This window comes from Pseudoalteromonas simplex, from assembly GCF_015278155.1.
Classification (GTDB): Bacteria; Pseudomonadota; Gammaproteobacteria; order Enterobacterales; family Alteromonadaceae; genus Pseudoalteromonas; species Pseudoalteromonas simplex.
In genome coordinates, this window is the sequence record NZ_JADILN010000001.1 from 470810 (window position 1) to 494871 (window position 24062).

Consider the following 24062-nt stretch of genomic DNA (forward strand, 5'->3'; position numbering starts at 1 on the left):
GGGTTGAGTTTGTAACATTCCTTAGGTACTGTTTTAGATAATAATAATAAAGCGGAACTCCCTTCATTGGCCATGCATCAAATTAACAGACAAGGTATTAGTTCATTGTCGAATACACAGCTCGAAGATGTGATTGCAGAAATTGAGCAAGCTATTGAGTGGCACCAGTCATGGTATAAAAACTTATTAAGGTGTCTAATTGCAGATACTCCCGCAAATGAACAAGATTTAGCAGATAATGCTCATAACTTTTGTCGCTTTGGGCAGTGGTTTAATAAGCTACCTGATCAGACTATAAAGCTTCACCCTCACTTTTCTGAAATCGCTTCTGCACATAAAAAAATGCATCAAGGAGCGAAAGTCTTGTTGTCGTTAAAAGAGTCTAAGACTGTTATTCCAGTAAACTTATTAGACCAATTTCATGCGGATTTAGATAGATTACGCGAGTTATTTGACTGCCTTATCGATGAGTTTACTGAAGTGCTTCACACACGCGACCCTTTAACGGGTGCATCAAATCGTACGAACTTATTAGAAAACCTGCAAAAAGAACACGAGCTGTGTAAGCGCAAATCACTAAGCTGCGCACTGATAATGATCGACCTTGATCACTTTAAGCAAGTAAATGATGAATTTGGTCATGCTGCGGGCGATAAGGTGTTAATAGCCCTCGTGAAATGCATTAAATCTCAGCTAAGAAAATACGATCAATTATATCGCTATGGTGGCGAAGAGTTTTTAGTCTGCTTACCACAAACAGAGCTTGATGATGCTAAGTCATTTTCTGAACGGCTAAGAGCTGGCGTTGAGGCTTTAAAAATCGACATTAGCAACGATAATCACATTAATGTTACTGGCTCATTTGGCGTAACGCTGATAAGCGCCGATGATAATATTGAAACGGCAATCGAAAGGGCCGATGAAGCTATGTATCAAGCTAAAAAGTCAGGCCGCAATCGAGTGTGTGTGGCTTAAACTATTCTTTAACGGCGGTAAATGCTTTTATTAGGCCAGCTTGATAAAAAGAGTAAACGCCTGTAAAGCCTGATTCGGCAATGATGTTTTCGATGACTTGAGATTCTTTTAAAGCAACGTCATTTTCATAAGCTAGTTTTACTTTTTCAATTTGTTCAGGACTGACTGTGGCTGATGACATAACGCTTAACCAGTGACTAAGCAGCAGTGGGTAAGTTTTGGCACTTTGATTAGCACTTAAGTCTGCGCTGACAAGTAACCCACCTGCTTTTAAACGTTTGTGAATATCTGCAAAAAATGCCACTCGTTTAGGTTCATCCACAATAAACTGCGATACTAACACGGCTGTCGCTGCATCAAAGGGCATCAAGTTCTTAAGTGAATCTACGTAACCATTATGAAACTGGCAGCGATGTGCCACCCCTGCTTGCGTTAAATTGTGTTTGCATACTTTGATCATTTCACTCGAGGGTTCGACTGCGGTGAAACTAAATGTAGGGAAGGCCTGTGCTAAATGCAAAATTTCATTTCCGGTGCCCGCTCCAACGCAAAGAATATGCGCATTGCTTGGTAGTTTGCTGAATAAAGGTGTCATCATAAAATACAAGGCCTGGCTAATGGGGGCCATGTTTTGCCATTGTGAATCATAATTAGCTGCTTGTTGATCAAATAAGGCGGTGACTTCGTGTTGTTGCATAGTAAAAACCTAGTAGGTAACTTTAAGTGTTACAGAAGTGGATAGCTTACTTTATTTTAGGAAACTTTAAAAGTTACTTAATGGGGCATTCAAATGATTTGGTAATGTATGCATACTCATTTGCTTAATTTTTAGGTTTTAACAATGAAAAAAGGTGCGCATTAAATAAGTGTCCTTTCTTGAACATCGCGTTTTTTAAAACTGCATCTTGTTCGAAGCCTAATCTTTGCAGAACCTTCATTGAGGCAGGATTATCTTCGCACACGTAAGCAAACACTCTGGCGATTGTCGTTTTAGAGAATACTGTTTCGAGTAGCATAGATGCAGCTTTTACAGTGATACCTTGCCGCCAGTACTCTTTTGCCAGCCAGTAACCTAACTCACCTGAGCGATCAAATTCAAACTCACCTGGGTGCACACTCACGCATCCAATAAGTTTATCGTTAAATATAACGGCTTTAATGAGCTGACTTTGACTACCTTCATTAATCCACCACTGAGCATCCTCGTAACTATAAGGAGAGGGGATTTTAGTTGATAGGTATTGTGTAACATTTATGTCGTTAAGAATTGCAACAAGTTGTTTTGCATCTGACTCTACGAAGTCTCGAAGTGTAATCACGCTCATCCTTTGGAGTTTTGTAAGTGTGTGTGCGAAGGCATTGGAGTATGCCTTTGCTTGTCTTTATCCGTATTTGGCTTCTAACTCATTTGCTGTGCGATAGCTCTCATAGGTGTTTAATCGCTCGAAATACCGCTCTATTTCTGCAAAATGAGACAGCATGCCAGACTCAGCGACTTTCTCTATGACGAATGACATCATAAAATCAGCGCCAGTAAGGTTGTCATCAACAAAGTACTTTCTACCTTTCAGATGTTGATTAACATAGCTGAGTATTTTACCAATTTCATGGTCGGCATAATCAGCAATGAAGTTAGTTTTACAGCCATCTTTTGTAATAAATAGTTTTAATAAAAAAGGCACCATTGCTGAGCTTTCAGCAAAATGGAGCCATTGTTGATAATCAATGTAACTCTCACTTTGCTGGTTTGGCATAAACTTACCTTTGCCATACTGAGTTATTAGGTAGTCAGTTATCGCACCCGATTCAGTAATTACTTTACCGTTATCTTCAATCACAGGAGCTTTACCGAGAGGATGAATTTGTTTTAACTCATCAGGTGCTAAAAATGTCTCTTTATTACGTTGGTAGGCAATAATGTCGTAATCAACGCCAAGCTCTTCGAGCAGCCAAATAATCCGCTTAGAGCGTGATTTGTTTAAATGGTGTAATTTAATCATTTGTTATCCTTAATAGTGGCGCAACATTATTTGTTGCGCCTAATTTTTTAAATTGGCTGCTGAACTTGCACCACGGTTTTACCAAAGTTTTCACCATTTAACATGGCGTTAAAAGCATCTAGGGTTTTTTCGAAATCAGTTTCAAGGTGCTCTTTGTATTTTATCTTGCCGTCGTTCAGCCATTGTTGCATATCTTGTGCAAACTCACCGTAACGATCGCTGTAATCATCAAAGATAATAAAGCCTTGTACTTTAATACGTTTTCTAAGAATTAAGCCCATCAACATAGATAGGCGATCAGGCCCTGGTGGTAACTCAGTTGCATTATATTGTGATACTAAACCACATAGTGGGATTCGTGCTTTTGTGTTAAGTAAAGGCAGTACCGCATCTAAAACATGACCACCGACGTTCTCGTAGTAAACATCAATACCTTGATCACAGGCGTCCTTAAGCTGTTCTTCAAAGTTATCGGCTTTATGATCTATGCATGCATCAAACCCTAAGTTCTCAATCGCATGCTTACATTTTTGTGAGCCTCCAGCGATACCAACGACTTTACAACCTTTTAATTTGGCTATCTGACCGACGGTTGCTCCCACCGGCCCTGTTGCTGCAGCTACAACCACTGTTTCGCCTGCTTTTGGTTCACCAATATCTAGTAGTCCCATATAAGCAGTAAACCCTGGCATACCTAAAATACCGAGTGCATAGGAAGGAGTATCTGGACTTTCTCCTAACTTCATCAGTCCTTCTGTATTACTTATCGCATACTCCTGCCAACCAGTATAGGCAAGTACCCATTCACCTACTTTATAATCAGGGTGCTCTGATTGCTCCACCTGACACACTGTCGCACCAACCATCACATCGCCAACTTCAACAGGGTCAGCATATGATTCTGCATCGCTCATACGGCCTCGCATATAAGGGTCAAGAGATAAATAAATTGTTCTTAGTAAAACTTCACCTTGTTTAGGTGAGGCAAGAGTAGATGTTTTTAAAACGAGGTTATTTTCTGTTGCAGGGCCTGTTGGACGTGATTCAAGAATATACTGACGGTTTTTAATTTCAGTCATACTTATCTCCTATGATTTGTTTTAAATCCTGTTTAATAAATAGGTGCGGGCATGTAATTAGAAATCAATGGCGAAATTGTTACCGAGTAGAAAATGATAATTTCATTCAAACGACAATCCATTTTGCACGGTATAGTGTAAAGGTGTATGCTGGAAAAATATTCAAATGGCGAAACAAATTGATATGAAAGGTATTTCTCTTATAGCTTTTACGCTTGTTGCGGGTTTTATGGCAAGGAGTGCGCATGCTAATACAAGTGTTTTATCGGTTGATCCTATCACTCCAGGAAACGTATTTGCGTTTGAAAACGACGCAAGACGTTATCCAAAGCAAAGTGAGTTTAGTATTGTTCACAGTGTTTCGATGAGCAGTGAAAGCGGCCGACGATTAGCTGTGGTAACTGTTGAAAACAAAGCATCAGGATCGCGTATCTTACAAGCAGACCATATTATGGCTTTATTTGCCGATGGGCGTCGCTTACACCCGTTAGCTTTTGATGAAGGTATCAAGTTAGATGATGGTGAAAAGCGCTCACTGACTTTATCTTTTGGTGAAAATGAATACCCCATTTTAGCGGTATACACGAGTTTAGATGAGTAAAAGGCAGGCCCATGAAATTACCTAAGCCACTGGCAATAACACTACTTTTAAGCTCACCGTTAGGTTTTGCTATTGATAGCCAAGACTTTGTTAAAGATAACGTGTTCACGCAAGGCATTGAAGGGCCAACCATGTATAACGGTGCCCTATACGCTGTGAACTATGCCCAGCAAGGAACGATTGGCCGCGTAGATAACATGGGCAAAACATCGTTGTTTGTGCGGTTACCGAATGACAGCGTTGGTAATGGCTTACAGTTTGACTCACAAGGTAATTTATTTATTGCCGATTACGTTAACCACAATATTTTAAAAGTACCTGCTGGCAGCAATAAAGCAGAAGTGTTCGCCCATGATAGCAAGATGAATCAACCCAATGACATTGCTATCACTCAACATGGGGCGCTGTTTGCAAGTGACCCTAACTGGGCGAACGAAACGGGTCAGCTATGGCGTATTAATGCGGATGGCAGCACCCATTTACTCGAAAAAAACATGGGGACTACCAATGGAGTAGCGGTTAATAACGACAATACCAAGCTATATGTGAACGAAAGTGTGCAACGAATCGTTTGGCAATATGACTTAGATGACAACTTAAACATTAGTAATAAAAAAGTTTTGATTAAATTTGCTGATCATGGCTTAGACGGCATGCGCGTTAATAATCAAGGGCATGTGTTTATTACTCGTTATGGCGCAGGGAAGGTGCTTGAAGTCTCGCCTACCGGCAAGCTTTTAAATAGCTATCAATTAAAAGGCCAGCATCCAACGAATTTGGCTTTCAACGAAACGCAAAACAAAGTGTATGTCACCATGCAAAAGCGCGGGGCAATCGAAGTGATTGAACTTTAGCCTTGCTTTGCTCGCGTAATAGCAGCGGTGATTGCCGCTTTTGCTTGCGGACTATTCTTCCAGCAATTTGAATGCAGCATCGACGCTACTCGCTCAGCAATAGTGTTGGCATCAAACCCAGCTAAGTCTTCAAACGATTCAATCCCAACTTCTTCGAACCGTTTTATAACCGTTGGCCCTACACCCTTGAGTGCTAAAAGCGCGCTGCGTTCTTGTTCGTTAAATGGCATGTTTTTGTTCCTTGTTCATTGCGTTTATAAACTGATGAGGGTCATCTAGCCCCAGGAAAACAGTGTTAATATCACCCATAGGTTCATTGAGCTTAATTTTAATATTCGGGTAGCCAGAGTAGTTGTAACGTTTGATTGAACGAGCGCGTGCAATAAAGTCGGTATTTAAATCAATGGATTTGATATTTTTTAAAGCAATATTGTAAGCAGGATAGAGCCCATAGCGAATAATGAGTTGCGATTTACTAATAGAAACAGGGCGCTTTGCAACTGCTCGGTATTCTGCAATGAAGAATAAAAGGCTAAATATAGTTAAACCAGTGATTATGTTTGCTGCTGTTGATGACCACACAAAGTGTATGAAGAAGTGCATCATGGGCAGTTCTAATAAGATAATAAAAATAAAGCCAAGTAAGTTAGCTTGTGCGCCGTCTTTATTATGATAACTAAAATGCTGTTCACCAGTGAAATAACTAGGTTTAATGTGTTTAGCGTAAAAAAAGAAAGCCCACATCCGTGTTTCGAAACATAAAAAGTTTGCAATAGCACTTTGTTTGAAAAGCTTGTTAATTGGCCGTTCGATAGCTATATCAGGATCTGTCTGCTGGCTTAAAGCGGATTTTATTGCCAGGTACACAGTAATGAGAGCACTTAGCTCTAAAATTACAATCAAAGCTAAAAGCCCGTAACGACCTTGCTCTAAGTAATTCATTAAAAATTTGTTTTGTTCGGGAATAATGTAACTCCCCACTAAAATAGCGAGTGAGCACATCATCAATGCTTTAAAAGCCGCTTCTTTCTTATTTTTAATTAATATTAAGCAAAGTACAGGTAATACTATCAGTGCATCAAGCAGGTATAACCATTCAAAATTTGCTTTGCCAAAGTCATTTAGTGGATGCTTTCCCTGATAATAAATGCCCCAAAAAAGACTAATACTGATTAGGAAAATAAATGGAATTTTTGACTTTATTGATTTGAGCATAACACCTTCCTTGCAGTTTTACTGCTTATATCTTAAACAACAATCTATTCACTGTCCCTTTTTATTCTGAATATACTCGTACTTTCTAAAATAAAAAAGCGCACCGGGCAGGGTGCGCTTGAGGGGATCAATCCTGTGTAGCTAAAACAGTAGGATTAATTAGAAGCTTGGGGCATATCTCAGTGAAACACCGACTGAACGGCCAATCACACTGTAATCACTCACGGTGTTAAAGTGGTTTGCGCCTACCTCAGGTGTTGGTGGTTCACGGTCTAATAAGTTATCGACACCAAAGTTAACAGCAAGTTCCTCGTTAACTTGCCATGCAGCAGCAAAATCTAAGTAATTTTGTGCTGAAATTGTTTCTGAACGGTCGACAGCATACTCTACTTCACCTATTCTGCGCCAGCCAAGTTGGAAGTTCATGTTGTCTAACTGCCAATCAATGCTTGCGCGATGTTTGTAGTCAGCTTGCAAGATACTCGCAAAGTCGCCCGAACAGGCGCTGCCATAAGTTCCTTTACAGTCAACTTCAGGCACTGTGCTGTTGTTTTGACGGGTTTGTTTAGTAACAAAGTTTCCTTGGTACGAGAATCTAAAACGACCACCCATTTGCTCTGGTGCATCAATCACATAATTTGCTGCAACGTCGATACCTTCTTGCTCAATGGCGGCTAAGTTAAAGTCATTAACGATGGCTGTGCTAATAAACCCCGTGTTTGGATCGCGAAGTACCGCACCACACAATGGGTTGTTCGGGTTCGGGTCATCAACATAACAGCTTTGTAGTGCCGCACCTGGCTGAATTTGGCTTACCGCATCTGTAACACGAATACTGTAGTAATCGAGTGATAAATCAAAGCCTTCTAAATAGCTAGGTGTATAAACAATGCCTAAGGTGTCTGATTCGGCTTGTTCAGGTTTAATATTTGGGTTACCACCATAGGTGTACTCTGCGGTACTTGAATCGAACTCAGTGCCAACAGGTGGCGCACCAAACGCAGCACATTGAGTTGCATCACCGGTGCCAAGTAAACATGGATCGCCGTTATAACGCCCTGCTAGTCGTGGCACAAACTGGTCGCTATTTTGGTCAAATAACGATAACGAGAGCGCTGTGATTGGGCTGGCAAATTCACCTAAGTTAGGTGCTCTAAATGCGGTTAAGCGGTTGGCGCGAATACGAATGTCGCTGTTTATTGCCCAGTTGATACCTAGTTTGTAAGTGTCTTCTGCTTCGGTATTTGAGTAATCAGAAATACGGTAGGCACCTTCAAAGCTAAGCTCTTCAGCAAACGGTTTATCAACTAAGATAGGCACTAAAATTTCAGCATAAAACTCTTCAGAGCTAAAGCTTGCATCCATATCAAATGCGCTAATGGATGCAAAGCTGGTGCCGTTTCTAAATGCATCGCCCGGTGTTTGTTTACCGGTTTCTTTACGGTATTCGTAACCGATTGCAAAATCGATAGCACCGGCTGGTAATTCAAATAAGAACCCAGAATCACCCGATAGTGTTGCTGAGATCACACTTTGAGTACGGTCGCGAGTGGTATAAAGCAGCGGATCGCTAAAGTCGCTGAAATCATGGTTGGGATCAAAAATATCGACTGAATTTGCAAGGGCAGCAAAACGACTATTACCGCTGTTATCATTGCGGTATGCGTTGTTGTAAATGGTGGCTACTTCGTCCGTTTTGCCGTACTGACCATATACGTCATAACGTAAGTAGTCAGTTAAATCACCTTTTAAGCCCAGTTGAAATTGCATTGAATCACGCACCGCTTCGGTGTGTTGCACGCCTAAACCTAGGTTACGTTCAACATTAACAAGGGCATTGCCTTCGCTATCAAACGTAAGTTGGTCGCGTAGTTCATCTGGAATATACGCATTGTCTTGCGTGAGGGTCACTTGCTCGTTTACAAAAATCGGTGTTTGACCACTGGCACCCGCACCATTTACGGTCACTTTAGAATACATTGCGCGGCCATAGGCAATGGCACTGTCGCTTACATCAACGTCAAATAATAAGCCCGCAGAAAAACGGTCCATCGGTTGAGTTAAATAACGGTCAGCTGTGAAATCAGTTGTTTGACGCTCACTTGTTACAGCACCAGAATCAGCAATACCGATGCTGTTGCCAGAGGCAACGTCAGTATAATAACCACCGCTGTTGATCATTGCCGTTGAGTTTTCAAGCGCATAGTCACGCTCGCCGGCTAATAGCTCTTTTCGTTCGGTGTAACCAATATAGCCAGTGACGTGGCCGCGACCGTCGGCGATATCACCACCAAAAATTGCTTCAAAGTTAAGCTTTTCGTTACCGCCGTCGGCACTTTCGTAACTGGTTGAGAATTCAGCGCCAGCAAAATCATCGTCTAAAACAAAGTTAACAACACCGGCTACCGCATCGGCACCGTAAACCGCTGCTGCACCACCTGTTAATACATCAACGCGTTTTATTAACCCGGCTGGAATAGTATTTACATCAACCGAGTTACGAAAACTAAATGGTACCGCGCGAGTGCCGTCAATAAGTACCAATGTGCGGTTTTGACCAAGGCCGCGTAAATCAATCGTTGATGAGCCAAATGAGTCACCGACTGTGGCGCCGGTGCTATTTGCACCTGCCGCAGCTTGTGGCAGTTTTGCGGTAATATCTTCAACGTTAACTGCACGGTCTAGGTGAATTTGTGCTTCATCAACACTCACCACTGGGCTACTTGAAACCAGCTCAGTACGTTGAATACGTGAACCTGTTACGGTGATCACTTCAGGTTTTTTTGCTTCAGTGCTTTGCTCTGCGTGGGCATAACTAATTACTGAGCTTACAGCGAGAGCTAAAGGTGAGAGCAGCAATAGTGAGCGATGCCTTGTTGATGTATTTGCTTTCATGATGATTCCCTTGCGTTTTATCATTTAAATCAACGCAGGTTGGTGTCTGACCTAGACCATTTAGTTAATTTAATGAGTCATACTTTTTGTTATGATGCTTGTGTGTTCTCCTTTTGGGGAGCTCACCGGTACAGTTTTAAAGCAATTTAAAAGTCTTTGCAATAATTATTCTTTAAATCTATTATTTTAAAATATAAACTATTCCAAGTCGTCAACCCGCTTATTTACATCTAATAAGCTGATTTTAAGTGATTTATTTATGCATCAACATATTGAAAAACTGTATTTAAGCGCAAAAAAAGAAAGAAAATTAATAATTGGTCTAATGAGTGGCACCTCATTAGATGGTCTTGATATTGCGCTATGCGAAGTATCAGGGCAAGGCATGGATACTCATGTCGAAGTAGTAAAGTTTACGACGGTCGACTACGACGATGATTATAAAACGCGTGTAAAGCGAGTGTTCGCCAAACGCGAATGTGACCTTGAAGAAGTCACTTTACTCAATCCTTGGATTGGTCAATTACATGGTGAAATGGTTGCCAAAACGTTAGCCAGCTGGGGAGTAGCAAAAGAACTTATTGATGTGATTGCCAGTCACGGACAAACTATTTATCACTGCCCTAAAAACCAACACAAGCGTGCAGAATATGGCAATGCAACACTACAAATTGGTGACAGCGATCATTTAGCCGTGACTGCAGGTATTACAACCATAGCTGATTTTAGACAAAAGCACATTGCAGCGGGTGGTGAAGGTGCGCCGCTTGCGGTATATGGTGACTACTTGTATTTCACAAGCACCAGCGAAAACCGTATTTTGCTTAATATGGGCGGCATTGCAAACTTAACCTATTTAGCTAAATCGGCAGACGCACGAGCAGTTTTTAGCTCTGATATAGGCCCCGGCAATACCATTATGGATGCTTATGTGCAGCGTTATTTTACACCACTTCATTATGATAAAGATGCCGCTATTGCAGCAAAAGGCACGGTAAGTGAAGATTTGCTCGCAGCGCTGTGTGATGATGCATTTTTTGCTTTAGAGTTTCCAAAAACCACGGGGCCAGAAGTGTTTAATCTAGCCTATTTAGCTGCAGCACAAGCACGCTCGAATACGCAGAACTTATCGCACTTTGATGTGATGGCAACCTTAGTGCAGTTTTCAGGAGCAATGATTGCTAAAGCAATTAACCAATGCAGCGAAGGTTTGACCGATGTGGCTGTATACGCCAGTGGTGGTGGGGTCCATAACCCATTATTAATGGACATTATTTTGGCTAATTGCCCAGCGCTTTCTGAGATAAAAAATACCGATTCGTTGGGGATTAATCCAGATGCAAAAGAAGCTGTGTTATTTGCTATTTTAGCGAACGAATGTCTGTCGGGTGGGCAACAACGCTTTGGTAATACCGAGCAAGGGATCCCCGATATTACCATGGGTAAAATTAGCTTTGCTGACTAGGCCCTAGAAAAAGGCTAAAAAGCTTGCGCCAATATTACTAATGTAATGGCGTAAGCCCTGGTTTTTAGCTTGCTCAGAAGTTAATAGCTCTGGTGATGTGCTAGCTGCAATGCTGACATCAAACTGGGCGCTGTCTTTAAGTGTTGCATGCAAGCCGTGTAGCATTAATTGCAATACAAATTCACCACTATGAGTAACGTTTTCTAAGGTAAGCATTATAACGTGCTGTTCTAGATCGTGTTGCGTTAAAGTGTGTGCAGTAAAATACGCCGATTCGCGCGCATCAGGGCGGGTTGCACTGATAGAGATCACATCGCCTTCATGGGCATCATCTGGTAGCACACAACAAAACACAACACGCTTTTGCTCATTAGCCGCAAAATGCAATTGTTCGTATTCCATAGTATGCGCAAGTGCAGCACATAAAGGGTCTTCACTAGAGGGGAGTGCAAACGAAAGTTGCACCAAGGCACTGTCCATTACTTCTTCATTACGTTAGGTGATTAAATTAGCGTCAATTATTGATCAGTTAAATGACAGAATTATGACTATTGTCATATTGCGGATTATATATTTTAGAAACAGAGAAAAGTTGAATGTTTGATTCGTTTGGTAGGATATTTGAACTAACTAGTTTGTATAATCTCACCAATAAAAGTATTAAAAAAAGGTGTGCCGCAGCACACCGTTTAATTTAGGTATTTACTTCAATACATATTCAATTTTATGTAACTGACCAGTAAAAGCGAATGGTGCTTTATCGTAGTAGCTTCGGGTAACTGTTGAGCCAAGATCCTGACCAACATCAAGCGTTTCAGTGGCAGAATAGCGAACCGGAGGCACTTTATCCACTTTGCCAGAGGCAACCTTTTTACCGTTTACTATCAGTGTCGCTTGGCCGCCGTTAGGTGCTTTTCCTTGTTGGGTATATTCAAGGGTAAGCGTGACCTCGCCAGTAGGTAAAGCTTGTTCAGATTTAACAACATAGTGGTGCTCGTTAAAGAAATTCATCACGTAAACAGGTTTACTGTCTTCAACATATAAGCTGTAGCCAGCGCTTGAACCTCCTACAGCAACTAATACACCTTCTACACCTTGCTTTGGTACATTAAACGTTGCCGTAATAGAATGCGAACGGCCATAAACAGCAGGTGCGCTCCCTTCAGGGATACGATTAGTACCAGCTAAATAAGTAAACTGAGTTTTTCCTTTGGTTACACTGGGGCGTTCAGGATTAGTTGCACGTTCAACAAAGCGGTCATCTAATGGGTAAACATTAAATTTTTTCGCTTCTTGATCAAAAATTGAAATTAAAGTTCTTAATTTATCTGGGTATTTAGCAGATAAGTCAACAGCTTCAGAAAAGTCTTCTTCAATATTGTAAAGCTCCCATTTATCATTATCGAAACCAACAGAACCATTCAAAGCCCATGGTACTCCATGAAACGAAGCAGCCACCCAACCGTCATGATAAATTGCACGATGACCACCGGTTTCAAAATACTGAGTCGTACGTTTGCCTTTAGCATCTTTATCGTTCAGCGAGTACAGCATGCTCACACCAGCCATCGGCGTTTGCTCTACACCGTTAACAACTTTAGGCTCAGGAATGTGGGCTGCATCAAGTATGGTTGGTGCTATATCAATCACGTGATGAAACTGTGAGCGCAAGCCACCATGCTCTTTAATATATTTAGGCCATGACACAACAAGCCCATTTCGGGTGCCACCAAAATGTGAAGGGACACGTTTCATCCACTGGAATGGTGCTGAGCCTGCCCATGCCCAGCCAACAGGAAAGTGGTTCTCGTGCAGCGGGCCACCTAGCTCATCTATTTTAGCTAGTTGCCCTTTGATTGTGTCGGCAATGCCATTTTGCGTCATCATATTGTTAAGTGTGCCAGTGACGCTGCCTTCAGCACTTGGGCCATTATCACCAGCGATAAAAACAATCATGGTGTTATCAGCATCAGGTAACTGCGAAACCGCATCCAGTAATCGACCAACATGATAATCTGTGTGCGCAGTAAAGCCTGCGAACACCTCTTGGTGACGGCTAAATAGCTTTTTCTCGTCAGCAGAAAGAGAGTCCCATGCTTTTATTTCTTTAGGTCGTTCTGTAAGTTTAGTATTCTGTGGGGCTATACCAAGCGACTTTTGCCGAGCTAATGTTTCTTCGCGAACTTTATCCCACCCCTGATCAAATTGACCTTTAAACTTGTCGTTCCACTCTTGTGGTGCATGAAGCGGGGCGTGTGTTGCGCCTGTCGCAAAATACATAAAGAACGGCTTTTCGCTATCGATAGATTCTTGTTGCCCCATCCATTTGATTGCGTCATCAACCAAGTCTTCGGTTAAATGATAACCTTGCTCAGGCTTTTTAGGTGGTTCAACCGGTGTGGTGTTTCTGAATAATTGCGGTTCCCATTGGCTAGTTTCACCTCCCTGAAAGCCATAAAAATATTCAAAACCTAGGCCTGTCGGCCAATGGTCAAATGGACCAATAGGGCTGGTTTCCCAGTCTGGAGTGTTGTGCCATTTACCCCAAGCCGCTGTGTTATAACCATTTTCTTTTAGAATCTGGGCAATACTCGCAGTTTCATCAGGCCAAACACTATGATAGCCAGGGTAGCCTGTTGAAAGCTCAGTAATTGTTCCCATGGCAACTTGATGGTGGTTTCTACCAGTAAGAAGAGCTGCGCGTGTTGGCGAACAAATAGCTGTGGTATGAAAGCGGTTAAACTTTAAACCTTCATTGGCTAGTTTATCGATTGATGGGGTTGGAATTGGGCCGCCAAAAGTACTTGGGTGACCAAACCCAAAATCATCTAATAAAATAACCACAACATTAGGTGCACCTTTTGGTGCTTTTATTGGTTGTGGATAATCTTGTTTAGAGTTTTCAAACGTTTTGCCAATCTTTCCTTGAAACTCTGGTGCGGCTATTGGTAAAACACTTCTATCTATTTCAGATGCGTTCACTTGGCTAAACCCAGAAAGCAATAGCAATGAAATAATACTACCTACTCGTTTTAAACGATTCATCCCTTTCTCCATGGTAATAATTACCGACATGTTGGTATGTAATAGTGAGTATTTAGTCACTAACTTAGTAACTATAGTCCAAGGTAATTGTTTAAATAAAGTACGTTTTGTGTTTTTAAAGGTTGTTTTTAGTGGTAATTCTTTTTGATTAATCCATTAAGGTTGGTTCTTTGGATTTGAGCTTAATAACGGTTTTTAAATTTAATTTGAATCTATTAAAGTTAAGAAAAGACAGTATTTCTGCCGCCTCTTTTTGCTTCATAAAGGTGTAAGTCGACTCTTTTGGCTGCCTGTTCTGACGTTTCGTTTGGTGCAATTTCAATAACACCTAAGCTTATCGTTGCGCTTATAAACAAAGATGTATGTTCCTTTTCGGCAACAGAAAGCCTAATACGTTCAGCAATGTCTTTTGCGTGCTCTAAAGACTGATTCTCAAGCACAATTAAAAACTCTTCTCCGCCGACACGTCCTACACGATCGGAACAACGGACTGTTTGCACAATCGTATTGGTTATGGATATGATTAATTCATCACCAATATCATGACCGTATTGATCATTGACCGCTTTAAAATGATCGATATCGATAGAAATTAATGAGCTGATTTGCTGATTTAGTTTGTTTTGCAGCATGACACTTTGTTTTAAATTTAAAATAGCTCTTCGATTCGCTATCCCTGTTAATTCATCTTTTAAAGCGAGAACTTCAAAGTACTTTTTCTGGCGAACTTGTTTAAATGTATAAACGGCGAATAAGAGTAAACACACGCAAGTTATTATCACAGTTAAGCCTTGCCAAAAAGACTTATCTTCGGCCACTGCTAAAAGTTTTTGTTGTAGCTTTGACTCATGCTCTAAACGAGAAATCTCAAGGTTCTGTTGTTCATAATTAAAGTTTAACCTGGCAGAAATAAGTGTGTTATTTGCGATAGCTTGTTGTTTATCCCTAATTAAAGCGATTAATTGTTGTTGAGATGCTATTTGTAAGTAAGTATCTCCTCTTGCAGCTGCGAGCCGAGAGGTTAAATTTAAATAGCGTTCTCTTAAGTTAGCGGGCCATGATTGATTATGCCCGGCTATCTTCTCATAAGATGTAAGGGCGGCTTGCAATTGAGAGTTAGCTAAGTACCATTCTGACTTAGTGAGGTTGTAAAGAGTCAAAATCCAGCTGTCTGTAACAGAAAGCGTGTTTAACTCAGTTAGATATGAATCAGCCTGAGATAAACTATTAAGTTTTATATTGAGTTCCGTAAGTTTTATCAATATGTAAGCATAGCCGTTGTCGCTTTCGAAACGACGAACATCTTTTTTAATCGACTTGTATAGCTCAATTGCCTTTATTAAGTCGCCTTTTTCTTCGTAGGTATACGCGAGTTGATCCGTTACTTTGTAGTGCTCTTGCTCATTGAATTTCGTTAACGCTAATTTGGCTCGCTGCAGTTGTTCAATTGCAAGTTCATAGTTGTACAACGCTATGTGAATATCGGCAATTTCTTTTAATGCAAGTGCTTTTTCGTAGTCATTACCTGCTTTTTCAAATAGCTGATAAGCAGTTTTAGCAGAGTCGAATGCCTCTTGATAGTTGCCTTTAGTTAACTGAATACGGTTAAGTACTATGTGGGCAGTAGCGATGGTCGACAATTGCTTAGGGGAGATTGTGTTTTCTACTGACGTGGTGTTAATTATTGGTTTTAAGTGTTCTAGAGCTGTTTGATAATTACCTTGTGTATACTCTTGGTTTGCTTCACAGACAGCAAGTTCCTGTATTAAGCTTAAATTGTTTGCTTGTTGAATGACTGGTTTGGCTGTTTCTAGAAACTGTTTGTATTCACTAATCCCGTTTGGAGTTGATACATTAGAAAACCAACATTTAAACGCCATTACTTGCGCATTATCTAGCGCATTTTCATAAGGCATTTGTTTTTCTAATTTGCTTAAGATAGCTATAGCCTCGGCTTTTGTTGTAAAGCCTTGAAAAACTTTGTTTATTTCGTTTTCTACTTCAGTAGCAGCAAGCTGAGAAGAGAATAATAGAAAGCAAAAAATCCTAAACATTTTAAATGTTACTCCGTCAGGAATTATTATCCATAATATTAATTTTGCAGATGTTCTGGCTAGCATTCATAGTGAATGTAGCAGGTTTGTTTTGGTCAAATAGCATAAGGCTGAACTTCATTGAACAGCCTTGTGGAAAGTTGTTAAAGTTAAGAGTTTGGTTCAAGCACTTTACTGTCATCCACTAATTTAGTTGTTTGTAAGTTCGCAGCCGCTTGTCTTTCGCTATATCGGTCTACGAGCCAGTCCAACTTGTCTCTGGTTAGTAAAGTAAATTTAATTAACTCTTCCATCACATCGACAATGCGCATTCTAAACGACGACTCTTTCATATTGCCAGCCTCGTCAAACTCTTGCCAAGCTTTTGCGACTGATGACTGATTTGGTATCGTTAACATACGCATCCAGCGACCAAGAATGCGCATGTTATTTACAGCATTAAAGCTTTGCGAACCGCCAGATACCTGCATTACGGCTAGCGTCTTACCTTGTGTTGGTCTAACAGCACCATCAGTGAGTGGGATCCAATCTATTTGATTCTTGAGCACAGCTGACATATTGCCGTGAATTTCAGGTGAGCACCAAACCTGTGCTTCGGACCATTTCACAAGCTCTCGCAGCTCTTGTACTTTTTGATTGTTTACTGACTCTCCATTATCAAATAATGGTAATCCATCTGGGTTAAATATTTTAACTTGAGCACCTAAGTGTTCAAGTATTCTTGCGGCTTCTTCACTAGCAAAACGGCTAAACGACGTTTCTCGTAAAGACCCGTATAAAATTAAAACTCGAGGTTTGCTTGTGCTTGCATTATCGAAAGTCGGGGTTACGTCAAACTTTGCATCATTTAAGTATTTCATTACATCTCCTGAATGATTGAGGCTTACCTAGTAAGACGTAATGTTTTTCAAAAAGACGAAGTGTTAGCAGAACTTTTTTTGTTTGGGGTGGTAATCAACTAAGTTGCCGTACTTATCGATTTCAAAGTCACAACAACAATCGAATAATGCCTTCAATTTTGATCGACTTTTTTGCAGCCTTGATTTGTAGGTTGAGTAACTGATGTTTAACTTCAAAGCTTCCTCTTTTTGAGAGTATCCTTCGAGATCTATTTTTCTAATTAGATCCGCTTCTTCTTCGGGCATAGCTTGTAAAAAAGGTTCAATGCACTTTATGAGTTCAGCTTTTACGGTTTTGTTTTCTTGTTGCGAAATAATATCATCAAGCTCTATTTCTACATGCTTATTTTGACGCCTATAAAAGTCAACAATAACATGGTGTGCTATTTGAAATAACCAAGCCTTTAAACTTCGCTGATCTTGTAAGTGATGAATATTAAGATGTGTTTTTAACAGAATATCTTGTAAAAGTTCTTCAACATCAGCAGGGTTCGATATTTTGGTGGTTAAAAAAGCACGTAAACTATTTTTGTATTCAAGCCAGATTTGTTCGATGGACATAATAGTATCGTTGTTGGGATTTAATCGTTAGTTTATCAAAAATAGTACAGAGCCTGCATGTGGCAGGCTCATTTTAATTACTATACCAAATAAGATTAGAGCCCGAGTCCTATATCCGTATTTGGGTATTTTTTCATTGTGGCTATGTGTGCTTTCATAAACTTAGTCGCTTGAGGCATGCCCCATTCAAAATATTGGTGCCCTGTGCTTGCCATTTCTTTAGGGTCCATATTTAAATTGAAAACCCAAGGCGCCGTTCCGATATCTAATAAGAATGATGCATCAATGTTGCGTCTTGGCACTGCAGTATTGAACACTTTAAAATGAATTTTGTAGTCTAACCAGCGAAGTGCTGTGAAATCTTCACGGCTCCACATATACACAACTTGACGTCGTGATTTGCCATTATCAGCTAGTAAGAAAGCTGTTTGATCTATGCCATCGAAATACATATTACTCGGAAGCTCATCAATAACACCACCTAATCGTAAAGAAGTCATGTAGATATCGGTGAGGTCCATTAAGCCATTATTGACCTGCCCAGCAGATATCATGCCTTTCCAGTAAGCAATGCCGGGAATTCTAACTCCTCCTTCCCATGTTGTTCCTTTACCACCACGCCACGGCGAATAGCCACTATCTGGCCAAGTATCTTCATTAGGGCCATTATCTGAAGTGAAAATAATCAGTGTATTTTCTAGCTGCCCTTTTTCTTTTAATAGAGCAACAAGTTCACCTGTAATATCATCAACTTCGACCATAGCATCGCGAACGGGCATTGCAGCTGGGCTTGCGCCTTTGTATTTTGGAGCTGGGTAGTTGTCGTTATGGATCTTTGAAAAAGAATGAATTAAATAAAATGGTTTCCCTTCATCAACAGCTTGGTTTATAAATTTTACAGACTCATCTCGCAATACCTGATCAATCATTGAGATATCTTCAATACTATTAATTGGATACGCAACTTCACGCTTACCACCTTTGCGGCCTTTTATCAGGCCTTCAGGACGCAGCTGAGAAGCTTTAGTGTAAAGCTCTTTGTTTGTCATCATGTCGGCATATTGGCGCTCTACCAAAAATTGGGTGTAATCTGATTGAACTGATGGGAGGCCATAGAAATAATCAAAACCTACCTCATGAGGAAGCATTCCCTCAGCTTCACCAACATGCCATTTACCGATTAGCGCCGTTTTATAGCCCACTTTAGATAATAGCTTACCTTGAGATACTTCTTTCTCCCACGGATTTTGTGTCACTTTATCGCCAGTTAGAATAGGGCGAACTAAGCCACTTCTTACGGGTAATCTACCAGTTGTCAGTGCAGCTCGAGAAGATGTGCAAGTTGGTTGTGAATACATTGATGTGAGGCGAAGCCCTTCGTTTGCCAGTTTATCTATATTAGGAGTGGGAGCACCTATCGCTGCACCGCCACCATACACTCCAGGGTCACCCCAGCCTAAATCATCTACTAGTAAAACAAGAACATTTGGTTTTCTGCCTTGCTTAGCTTCGAGATTCTTTAGCTTTGAGGCCGCAACTTTCTCTTGTTCAGGGCGAGGAATGGCTGGCTCCATATTTGGCTTTTCAACGATTGCATCATTGAATACATTTTTTTCTGCAACCACAGAAAATGATGCGATTAACAGACTGAGAACTAAAAACCTTTTCATACTTTACTCCTTGTTAAGGGGGATGAATTCATTCATATATATTAACTGTTTGATATAAAAATAATTATTCTTAATTTTTAGTCTTTATTAAGAATATCAGCTGTTGGAAATATGGCCAGTTTTATTGTGCTAGTTTTGGGAGGAGATGAACTTAATGGCTAGCTTATTAATTCTAGAATGAAATTTTAGTTCGTGTTTTTTTATAATCACTAAAGGTATGGCGTTACTATAAGTTTTATCTCAAAAATATGATTTTTGTGCCTTAAATGGTATTGTCCTCAGTGTAAATTTAATTAAAAGGAATTACTTTTTTATGCTAAATAAGATGCTTCTTAGTGGTGCTTTTCTATTTTCTGTTACTGCAATGGCTGACATGCCAGCCTACTTTAATAATGAGATAGATCAAGAGTATCGCGCGGTTTTAAAGCACATGGATGAAATGATGCCGCAAACCGATTTAGAGCTTGCTTACTTACCCTCTTTTTACCCGTTTAGCATCTTTGATATTCATGCCACAAAATTGAAAAATGACAAAGATAAGCAAGCGTTTACTAACTTTAATTTAGGCGTGCTTGGTAGTCAGTTTTTAAATGTAGAACCGCAGGTTGGAACAAAACTTCCTAATTTAGTTATTTGTAAAAAAGATAAGTGTACGGAACAAAGGCTAAAGCAAATTAGCTCATTTTTAGCTGTATCGGAGGAGCAAATCTTAGCTTTTAAAAATAACATTAGCTTGAACCTTGTACAATTAACTGCGCCGAATGTTTATCGTATTAACAATACTTTTTACTCCCCAACTCAATTATTAAGCTATACACCATCAAAGTATGCGGGTTTTGTACCATCTGCCGATTATAAAATTCTATCACCTGATACAGCCTCTAGTTTGATGGAGCTATCAGCTTATTCTCAAAAGCTCAGAGATTTAATGATTAAACATAAAGTTGCAGCTGTCACAAAAGATAAGAATGACAGCGTAAATGTAATTTTTGGCGGCCTTAGCGATAATCATTGGGGGGTGGTACTTTTAGACAAAAGTAATATACCTAGGAAAGGTGATAGAAATGCAATTGGCCTTGAGTATGACGTAATAAAACCACTCTCTGAGACAAGCTTTTATTATCAAACAAATTAAGTCGATTTTTATCAAAAAGTGTATAAATCATTAGAGTGAATTATGAGCTCATTTAAAAAATATAGATTAAAGAACTCTCGGTTTGGGTTGAAAAGTTTTGGTTTAATAGCACTATTTGTATCTTTAACAGGGTATGCCACCGAGCAGCAAATACAGCAGCAAGTTGATGCGTTTATTCAAAACCAATATAAAGATCATTTTCCAGAGTTAGTCTCTGATGATGAAGTTGGCCGGTTAAAGCGTTTTTATGAGCATATTGATGGCAGAGTCTCTATATTTTGGACTTATCAAGCAGGCAATGTTTGGTTAGAGAAGCTGACTCTTATTGAGGTACAAAATGACGGTTATAGCGAATTGTCGTCTATTTCTTTTAACGGAGTTGTAAAAAGTACAAAAAAGGTAGGCGAAGAGCTTGTCATACAATTACGTACATATGATGAAAATGATCCTCGTTGCTGTCCCAGCAAGAAAACCACGTTACGCTACAGTATTTATAATGGTGAGTTAATTAAGTTATAGCCTGATAATTTGTCACCAGGCTATAAATCAAGAATTAGCAAATATGATATTCACCACGTGGTTTGTTGCTGAACATAAAGGCCTGTAACTCAGATTTGAGTACTTCGATAATATCAGTTGTAAAGGGCGTTCTGATTTCGCCAGAGTCTAAATATCTAAGCAGATCAGTTTCATGCTTGAGTGCCGATTGAATAGAGTAGCTAATAGGATAAGTCACTTTAAACTGTTTGCGCGATATCACGTTATCGTGGTTTTCAATATCAACATAAAAAGTTAACTGTTCGTCTTCTTCGCAAATATCACTGCAGGTGCCTTGTTCGCGAATACAATCTAAGACAATATTTCTGATGAAAATATCAAATTCGTTCATATTAATCCTTTAATCTTTGCCCTTCCATTGGGTACAAATAAAACTAGCAAAAAGTAATTAATTTAGCCAATCCAATTTTGCATCTTTTGGATTAACTCTTTCTGAATGGGTTGATTTAATAGTATTAGGGGGTGGGCAGTAGTTAGTTGATAGAGGATAGGATGCGCGATACACGTTTCACGCCTACGTTGTAGCATCGGCTTTATGCTGTGGCATTGATAAATTTTTACGAGAAACGAGAAACGAGAAACGAGAAACGAGAAATGAGAAACGAGGGGTGATGGGTGAGGTAAAACGCGATGTGAAATCGCTGCTACACAAGCAGGTTCAGACTAAATTTAAAATCTGACGGGCTAAAGCCCGACCTACCATGTAGGTCGCCATTTATGGCGACAAGGCTCGAGGGAGATGCGCACCTCGTAACTTGACCCTAGTAACTCGCTAACTTACTTGCTCAATAATAAAATCATAAACGCGATGTGAAATCGCTGCTACACAAGCAGGTTCAGACTAAATTTAAAATCTGACGGGCTAAAGCCCGATCTACCATGTAGGTCGCCATTTATGGCGACAAGGCTCGAGGGAGATGCGCACCTCGTCTCTCGAACCTCGCACCTCGCAACTTTCCTCTTTCCCCTAGTTACTCGCTAACTACTCGTAGAGCCTAGAGCCTAGAGCTTAAAGCCTAGCTCCTCGCCCCTAAAACCTCGCCTCTTACAATCTCTGCACCTTTACTTAGCGCACTGAGTTTGGCGCTTGCTATGTGGCGAGGGAGGGGAGCCATACCGCAGTTTGTGCATGGGTAAAGCTTGTCGGCATCAACGTATTTCAGGGCTTCGCGTAATGTTTGTGCGACCTCTTCAGGGGTTTCAATTTCATTGCTTGCTACATCAATAGCACCAACCATCACTTTTTTTCCGCGTATGAGTGCTAATAGCTCAATGGGCACGCGAGAGTTGTGGCACTCAAGTGAAATAATATCGATATTCGATTTTTGAAGTTTTGGGAATACTTCTTCATATTGACGCCATTCATTGCCCAGTGTTTGTTTCCAATCAGTGTTGGCTTTGATGCCATAGCCGTAGCAAATGTGCACGGCGGTTTCGCATTTTAAGCCTTCGATTGCTCTTTCGAGGCACTTAATGCCCCAGTCATTAACATCATCAAAAAACACATTAAACGCAGGCTCATCAAATTGAATAATATCAACACCCGCAGCTTCGAGTTCTTTCGCCTCTTGATTGAGGATTTTGGCAAATTCCCATGCTAGTTGTTCACGGCTTTGATAGTGGGCGTCATACAAGGTGTCAATCATGGTCATAGGCCCTGGCAACGCCCATTTTATAGGTTGCTTGGTTTGCGAACGTAAAAACTTGGCGTCTTCAACAAACACGGGTTTGCTGCGTGACACCGGGCCAATCACACTTGGTACACTGGCTTCGTAACGATTACGAATGGTCACTGTTTTACGGTTCTCAAAATCAACGCCATTTAAGTGTTCGATAAAGGTCGTTACAAAGTGTTGGCGGGTTTGCTCGCCGTCGCTCACGATATCAACGCCAGCTTGTTGCTGCTCTTGTAAGGCAACACGCAGTGCGTCTTGTTTGCCGTCGATAAGTTCTGCACCTTGCAATTTCCAAGGTGACCATAAGGTTTCAGGCTCAGCAAGCCAAGCTGGTTTTGGTAAGCTGCCAGCTGTTGATGTTGGTAATAATTTTTTCATTTTTAATCTCATTAAATTGCGTAGTTGGCAGACCATTTTTCAAGTACTGATTGATAAGGCTTAATAAAGTGTTGCTCTGTAAATTTACCTTGTGCAATCGCCAGTCGGCTGCGCTCTTCACGGTCGTAAACGATTTGCGTAATAGAGTGATCGGCGTTTCTTAAATTTGGTTGATAGCAACTACCCGCCACAGCATTGGCGTTATAAATTTCTGGACGGTAGATTTTCTGGAATGTTTCCATGGTGCTAATCGTGCTGATCAACTCTAAGTTGGTGTAATCGTTCAGCAAGTCACCAAAGAAATAAAACGCCAGCGGAGCAACTGTGTTTGGTGGCATAAAATAGCGCACCTGCAAGCCCATTTTTTTAAAGTATTGCTCGGTTAATGACGACTCATTTGGTTGGTATTCAGCACCTAAAATTGGGTGTTGGTTTTCTGTGCGGTGGTACGTTTTGTTATCAGACACGCTTAAACAAATAACCGGTGGCTTTTTAAAGTGCTGTTTGTAAGTTTCTGAGTCAATAAAGTATTTAAAGAGTTTTCCGTGTAAGTCACCAAAGTTTTCGGGAATGCTAAATTCGCTTTTTGCTTTGTTATGATCAAGCAGCAGGACGCTAAAATCATAATCGCGCACGTAAGATGAAAAGTTATTACCAACAATACCTTCGATACGTTCATTAGTTTGGTGATCAATGATATTAGTTTTTAGTACTTCAATTGACGGGAATGCCTCTGCGCTTTGTGCAATTTCTAAATCAACAGAAATGATCTCAAGCTCTACTGAGTAGCGGTTGCCTTGCGGGTTATCCCAGTTTGCTAGCGCATTAAAGCGACTATCAATCATTTTTAAGGCGTTACGTAAATTCTGCTGGCGACTTTCACCGCGAGCTAGGTTTGCAAAGTTTGTAGTCAGTCGCGTGCTATTTGACGGATGATAATTTTCGTCGAGGCTAATGCTTTTAATTGTAAATCTGAAATCGTTGTTCATGGCAATGTATCCA

Annotated in this window: 22 protein-coding genes; 6 read left to right on the plus strand and 16 right to left on the minus strand. The window is 40.5% G+C overall.

Annotation, left to right across the window (positions count from 1 at the left end; genetic code table 11):
- Positions 1-105: 105 nt before the first annotated feature.
- Positions 106-975: a diguanylate cyclase gene (locus IRQ78_RS02035; RefSeq protein ID WP_161804351.1), complete on the plus strand. Its 870-nt coding sequence runs from the start codon at positions 106-108 to the stop codon at positions 973-975.
- A 1-nt stretch (position 976) separates the two neighbouring features.
- Here IRQ78_RS02035 and IRQ78_RS02040 read toward each other — a convergent pair whose 3' ends face one another.
- The 4 genes from IRQ78_RS02040 to IRQ78_RS02055 form a co-directional block, all read right to left on the minus strand.
- Complete coding sequence (locus IRQ78_RS02040) at positions 977-1672, minus strand: class I SAM-dependent methyltransferase (protein ID WP_194441209.1); 696 nt, start codon at positions 1670-1672, stop codon at positions 977-979.
- Positions 1673-1796: 124 nt separating this feature from the next.
- Positions 1797-2300: a GNAT family N-acetyltransferase gene (locus tag IRQ78_RS02045; protein ID WP_054553467.1), complete on the minus strand. Its 504-nt coding sequence runs from the start codon at positions 2298-2300 to the stop codon at positions 1797-1799.
- A gap of 57 nt (positions 2301-2357) precedes the next feature.
- The gene (locus tag IRQ78_RS02050; protein ID WP_054553468.1) at positions 2358-2975 is read right to left on the minus strand and encodes a glutathione S-transferase family protein; all 618 of its coding nucleotides are present in this window, start codon (positions 2973-2975) and stop codon (positions 2358-2360) included.
- A gap of 47 nt (positions 2976-3022) precedes the next feature.
- On the minus strand, positions 3023-4054 hold the full coding sequence (locus IRQ78_RS02055) for an NADP-dependent oxidoreductase (protein WP_206769703.1): 1032 nt from the start codon (positions 4052-4054) through the stop codon (positions 3023-3025).
- 166 nt (positions 4055-4220) lie between these two features.
- Here IRQ78_RS02055 and IRQ78_RS02060 point away from each other — a divergent pair, with 166 nt between their 5' ends.
- Positions 4221-4655, plus strand: coding sequence for a hypothetical protein (locus tag IRQ78_RS02060; protein ID WP_054553470.1), 435 nt, complete (start codon positions 4221-4223; stop codon positions 4653-4655).
- Positions 4656-4666: 11 nt separating this feature from the next.
- The gene (locus IRQ78_RS02065; RefSeq protein WP_194441210.1) at positions 4667-5509 is read left to right on the plus strand and encodes an SMP-30/gluconolactonase/LRE family protein; all 843 of its coding nucleotides are present in this window, start codon (positions 4667-4669) and stop codon (positions 5507-5509) included.
- Here the strand turns inward: IRQ78_RS02065 and IRQ78_RS02070 are convergent.
- From IRQ78_RS02070 to IRQ78_RS02080, 3 genes are all read right to left on the minus strand, one after another.
- On the minus strand, positions 5506-5739 hold the full coding sequence (locus IRQ78_RS02070) for a helix-hairpin-helix domain-containing protein (RefSeq protein WP_054553472.1): 234 nt from the start codon (positions 5737-5739) through the stop codon (positions 5506-5508). The two genes, IRQ78_RS02065 and IRQ78_RS02070, sit on opposite strands and share 4 nt — an antisense overlap.
- Positions 5729-6724: a hypothetical protein gene (locus IRQ78_RS02075; protein WP_054553473.1), complete on the minus strand. Its 996-nt coding sequence runs from the start codon at positions 6722-6724 to the stop codon at positions 5729-5731. Before IRQ78_RS02075 ends, IRQ78_RS02070 begins: the two co-directional genes overlap by 11 nt.
- Before the next feature lie 159 nt (positions 6725-6883).
- Positions 6884-9619, minus strand: coding sequence for a TonB-dependent receptor domain-containing protein (locus IRQ78_RS02080; protein ID WP_194441211.1), 2736 nt, complete (start codon positions 9617-9619; stop codon positions 6884-6886).
- A 259-nt stretch (positions 9620-9878) separates the two neighbouring features.
- On the opposite strand from IRQ78_RS02080, the gene IRQ78_RS02085 reads away from it, so the two are divergent.
- Positions 9879-11084, plus strand: coding sequence for an anhydro-N-acetylmuramic acid kinase (locus tag IRQ78_RS02085; protein ID WP_194441212.1), 1206 nt, complete (start codon positions 9879-9881; stop codon positions 11082-11084).
- 3 nt (positions 11085-11087) lie between these two features.
- Here IRQ78_RS02085 and IRQ78_RS02090 read toward each other — a convergent pair whose 3' ends face one another.
- From IRQ78_RS02090 to IRQ78_RS02115, 6 genes are all read right to left on the minus strand, one after another.
- Positions 11088-11564, minus strand: a complete 477-nt coding sequence (locus IRQ78_RS02090; protein ID WP_054553476.1) for a hypothetical protein — start codon at positions 11562-11564, stop codon at positions 11088-11090.
- Between the two features lie 222 nt (positions 11565-11786).
- Positions 11787-14129, minus strand: a complete 2343-nt coding sequence (locus IRQ78_RS02095) for an arylsulfatase (protein ID WP_138617946.1) — start codon at positions 14127-14129, stop codon at positions 11787-11789.
- Positions 14130-14350: 221 nt separating this feature from the next.
- Positions 14351-16183, minus strand: coding sequence for a GGDEF domain-containing protein (locus tag IRQ78_RS02100; protein WP_194441213.1), 1833 nt, complete (start codon positions 16181-16183; stop codon positions 14351-14353).
- A 149-nt stretch (positions 16184-16332) separates the two neighbouring features.
- Positions 16333-17043 (minus strand): arsenical resistance protein ArsH, encoded by a 711-nt coding sequence (gene arsH / locus IRQ78_RS02105; RefSeq protein WP_054553483.1) that lies wholly within the window; start codon positions 17041-17043, stop codon positions 16333-16335.
- 63 nt (positions 17044-17106) lie between these two features.
- Positions 17107-17643, minus strand: coding sequence for an RNA polymerase sigma factor SigZ (gene sigZ, locus IRQ78_RS02110; protein WP_054553484.1), 537 nt, complete (start codon positions 17641-17643; stop codon positions 17107-17109).
- A 95-nt stretch (positions 17644-17738) separates the two neighbouring features.
- Positions 17739-19313: an arylsulfatase gene (locus tag IRQ78_RS02115; RefSeq protein WP_187489899.1), complete on the minus strand. Its 1575-nt coding sequence runs from the start codon at positions 19311-19313 to the stop codon at positions 17739-17741.
- A gap of 313 nt (positions 19314-19626) precedes the next feature.
- Here IRQ78_RS02115 and IRQ78_RS02120 point away from each other — a divergent pair, with 313 nt between their 5' ends.
- Positions 19627-20448 (plus strand): hypothetical protein, encoded by an 822-nt coding sequence (locus tag IRQ78_RS02120; protein ID WP_228482476.1) that lies wholly within the window; start codon positions 19627-19629, stop codon positions 20446-20448.
- Between the two features lie 42 nt (positions 20449-20490).
- Complete coding sequence (locus IRQ78_RS02125; protein WP_194441214.1) at positions 20491-20967, plus strand: hypothetical protein; 477 nt, start codon at positions 20491-20493, stop codon at positions 20965-20967.
- Between the two features lie 34 nt (positions 20968-21001).
- Here the strand turns inward: IRQ78_RS02125 and IRQ78_RS02130 are convergent, their stop codons facing one another.
- The 3 genes from IRQ78_RS02130 to IRQ78_RS02140 form a co-directional block, all read right to left on the minus strand.
- Complete coding sequence (locus IRQ78_RS02130) at positions 21002-21337, minus strand: hypothetical protein (protein ID WP_054553487.1); 336 nt, start codon at positions 21335-21337, stop codon at positions 21002-21004.
- Positions 21338-22022: 685 nt separating this feature from the next.
- Positions 22023-23060: a methionine synthase gene (locus IRQ78_RS02135; protein WP_194441215.1), complete on the minus strand. Its 1038-nt coding sequence runs from the start codon at positions 23058-23060 to the stop codon at positions 22023-22025.
- An 11-nt stretch (positions 23061-23071) separates the two neighbouring features.
- Complete coding sequence (locus IRQ78_RS02140; RefSeq protein WP_194441216.1) at positions 23072-24049, minus strand: DUF1852 domain-containing protein; 978 nt, start codon at positions 24047-24049, stop codon at positions 23072-23074.
- Positions 24050-24062 lie beyond the last annotated feature (13 nt).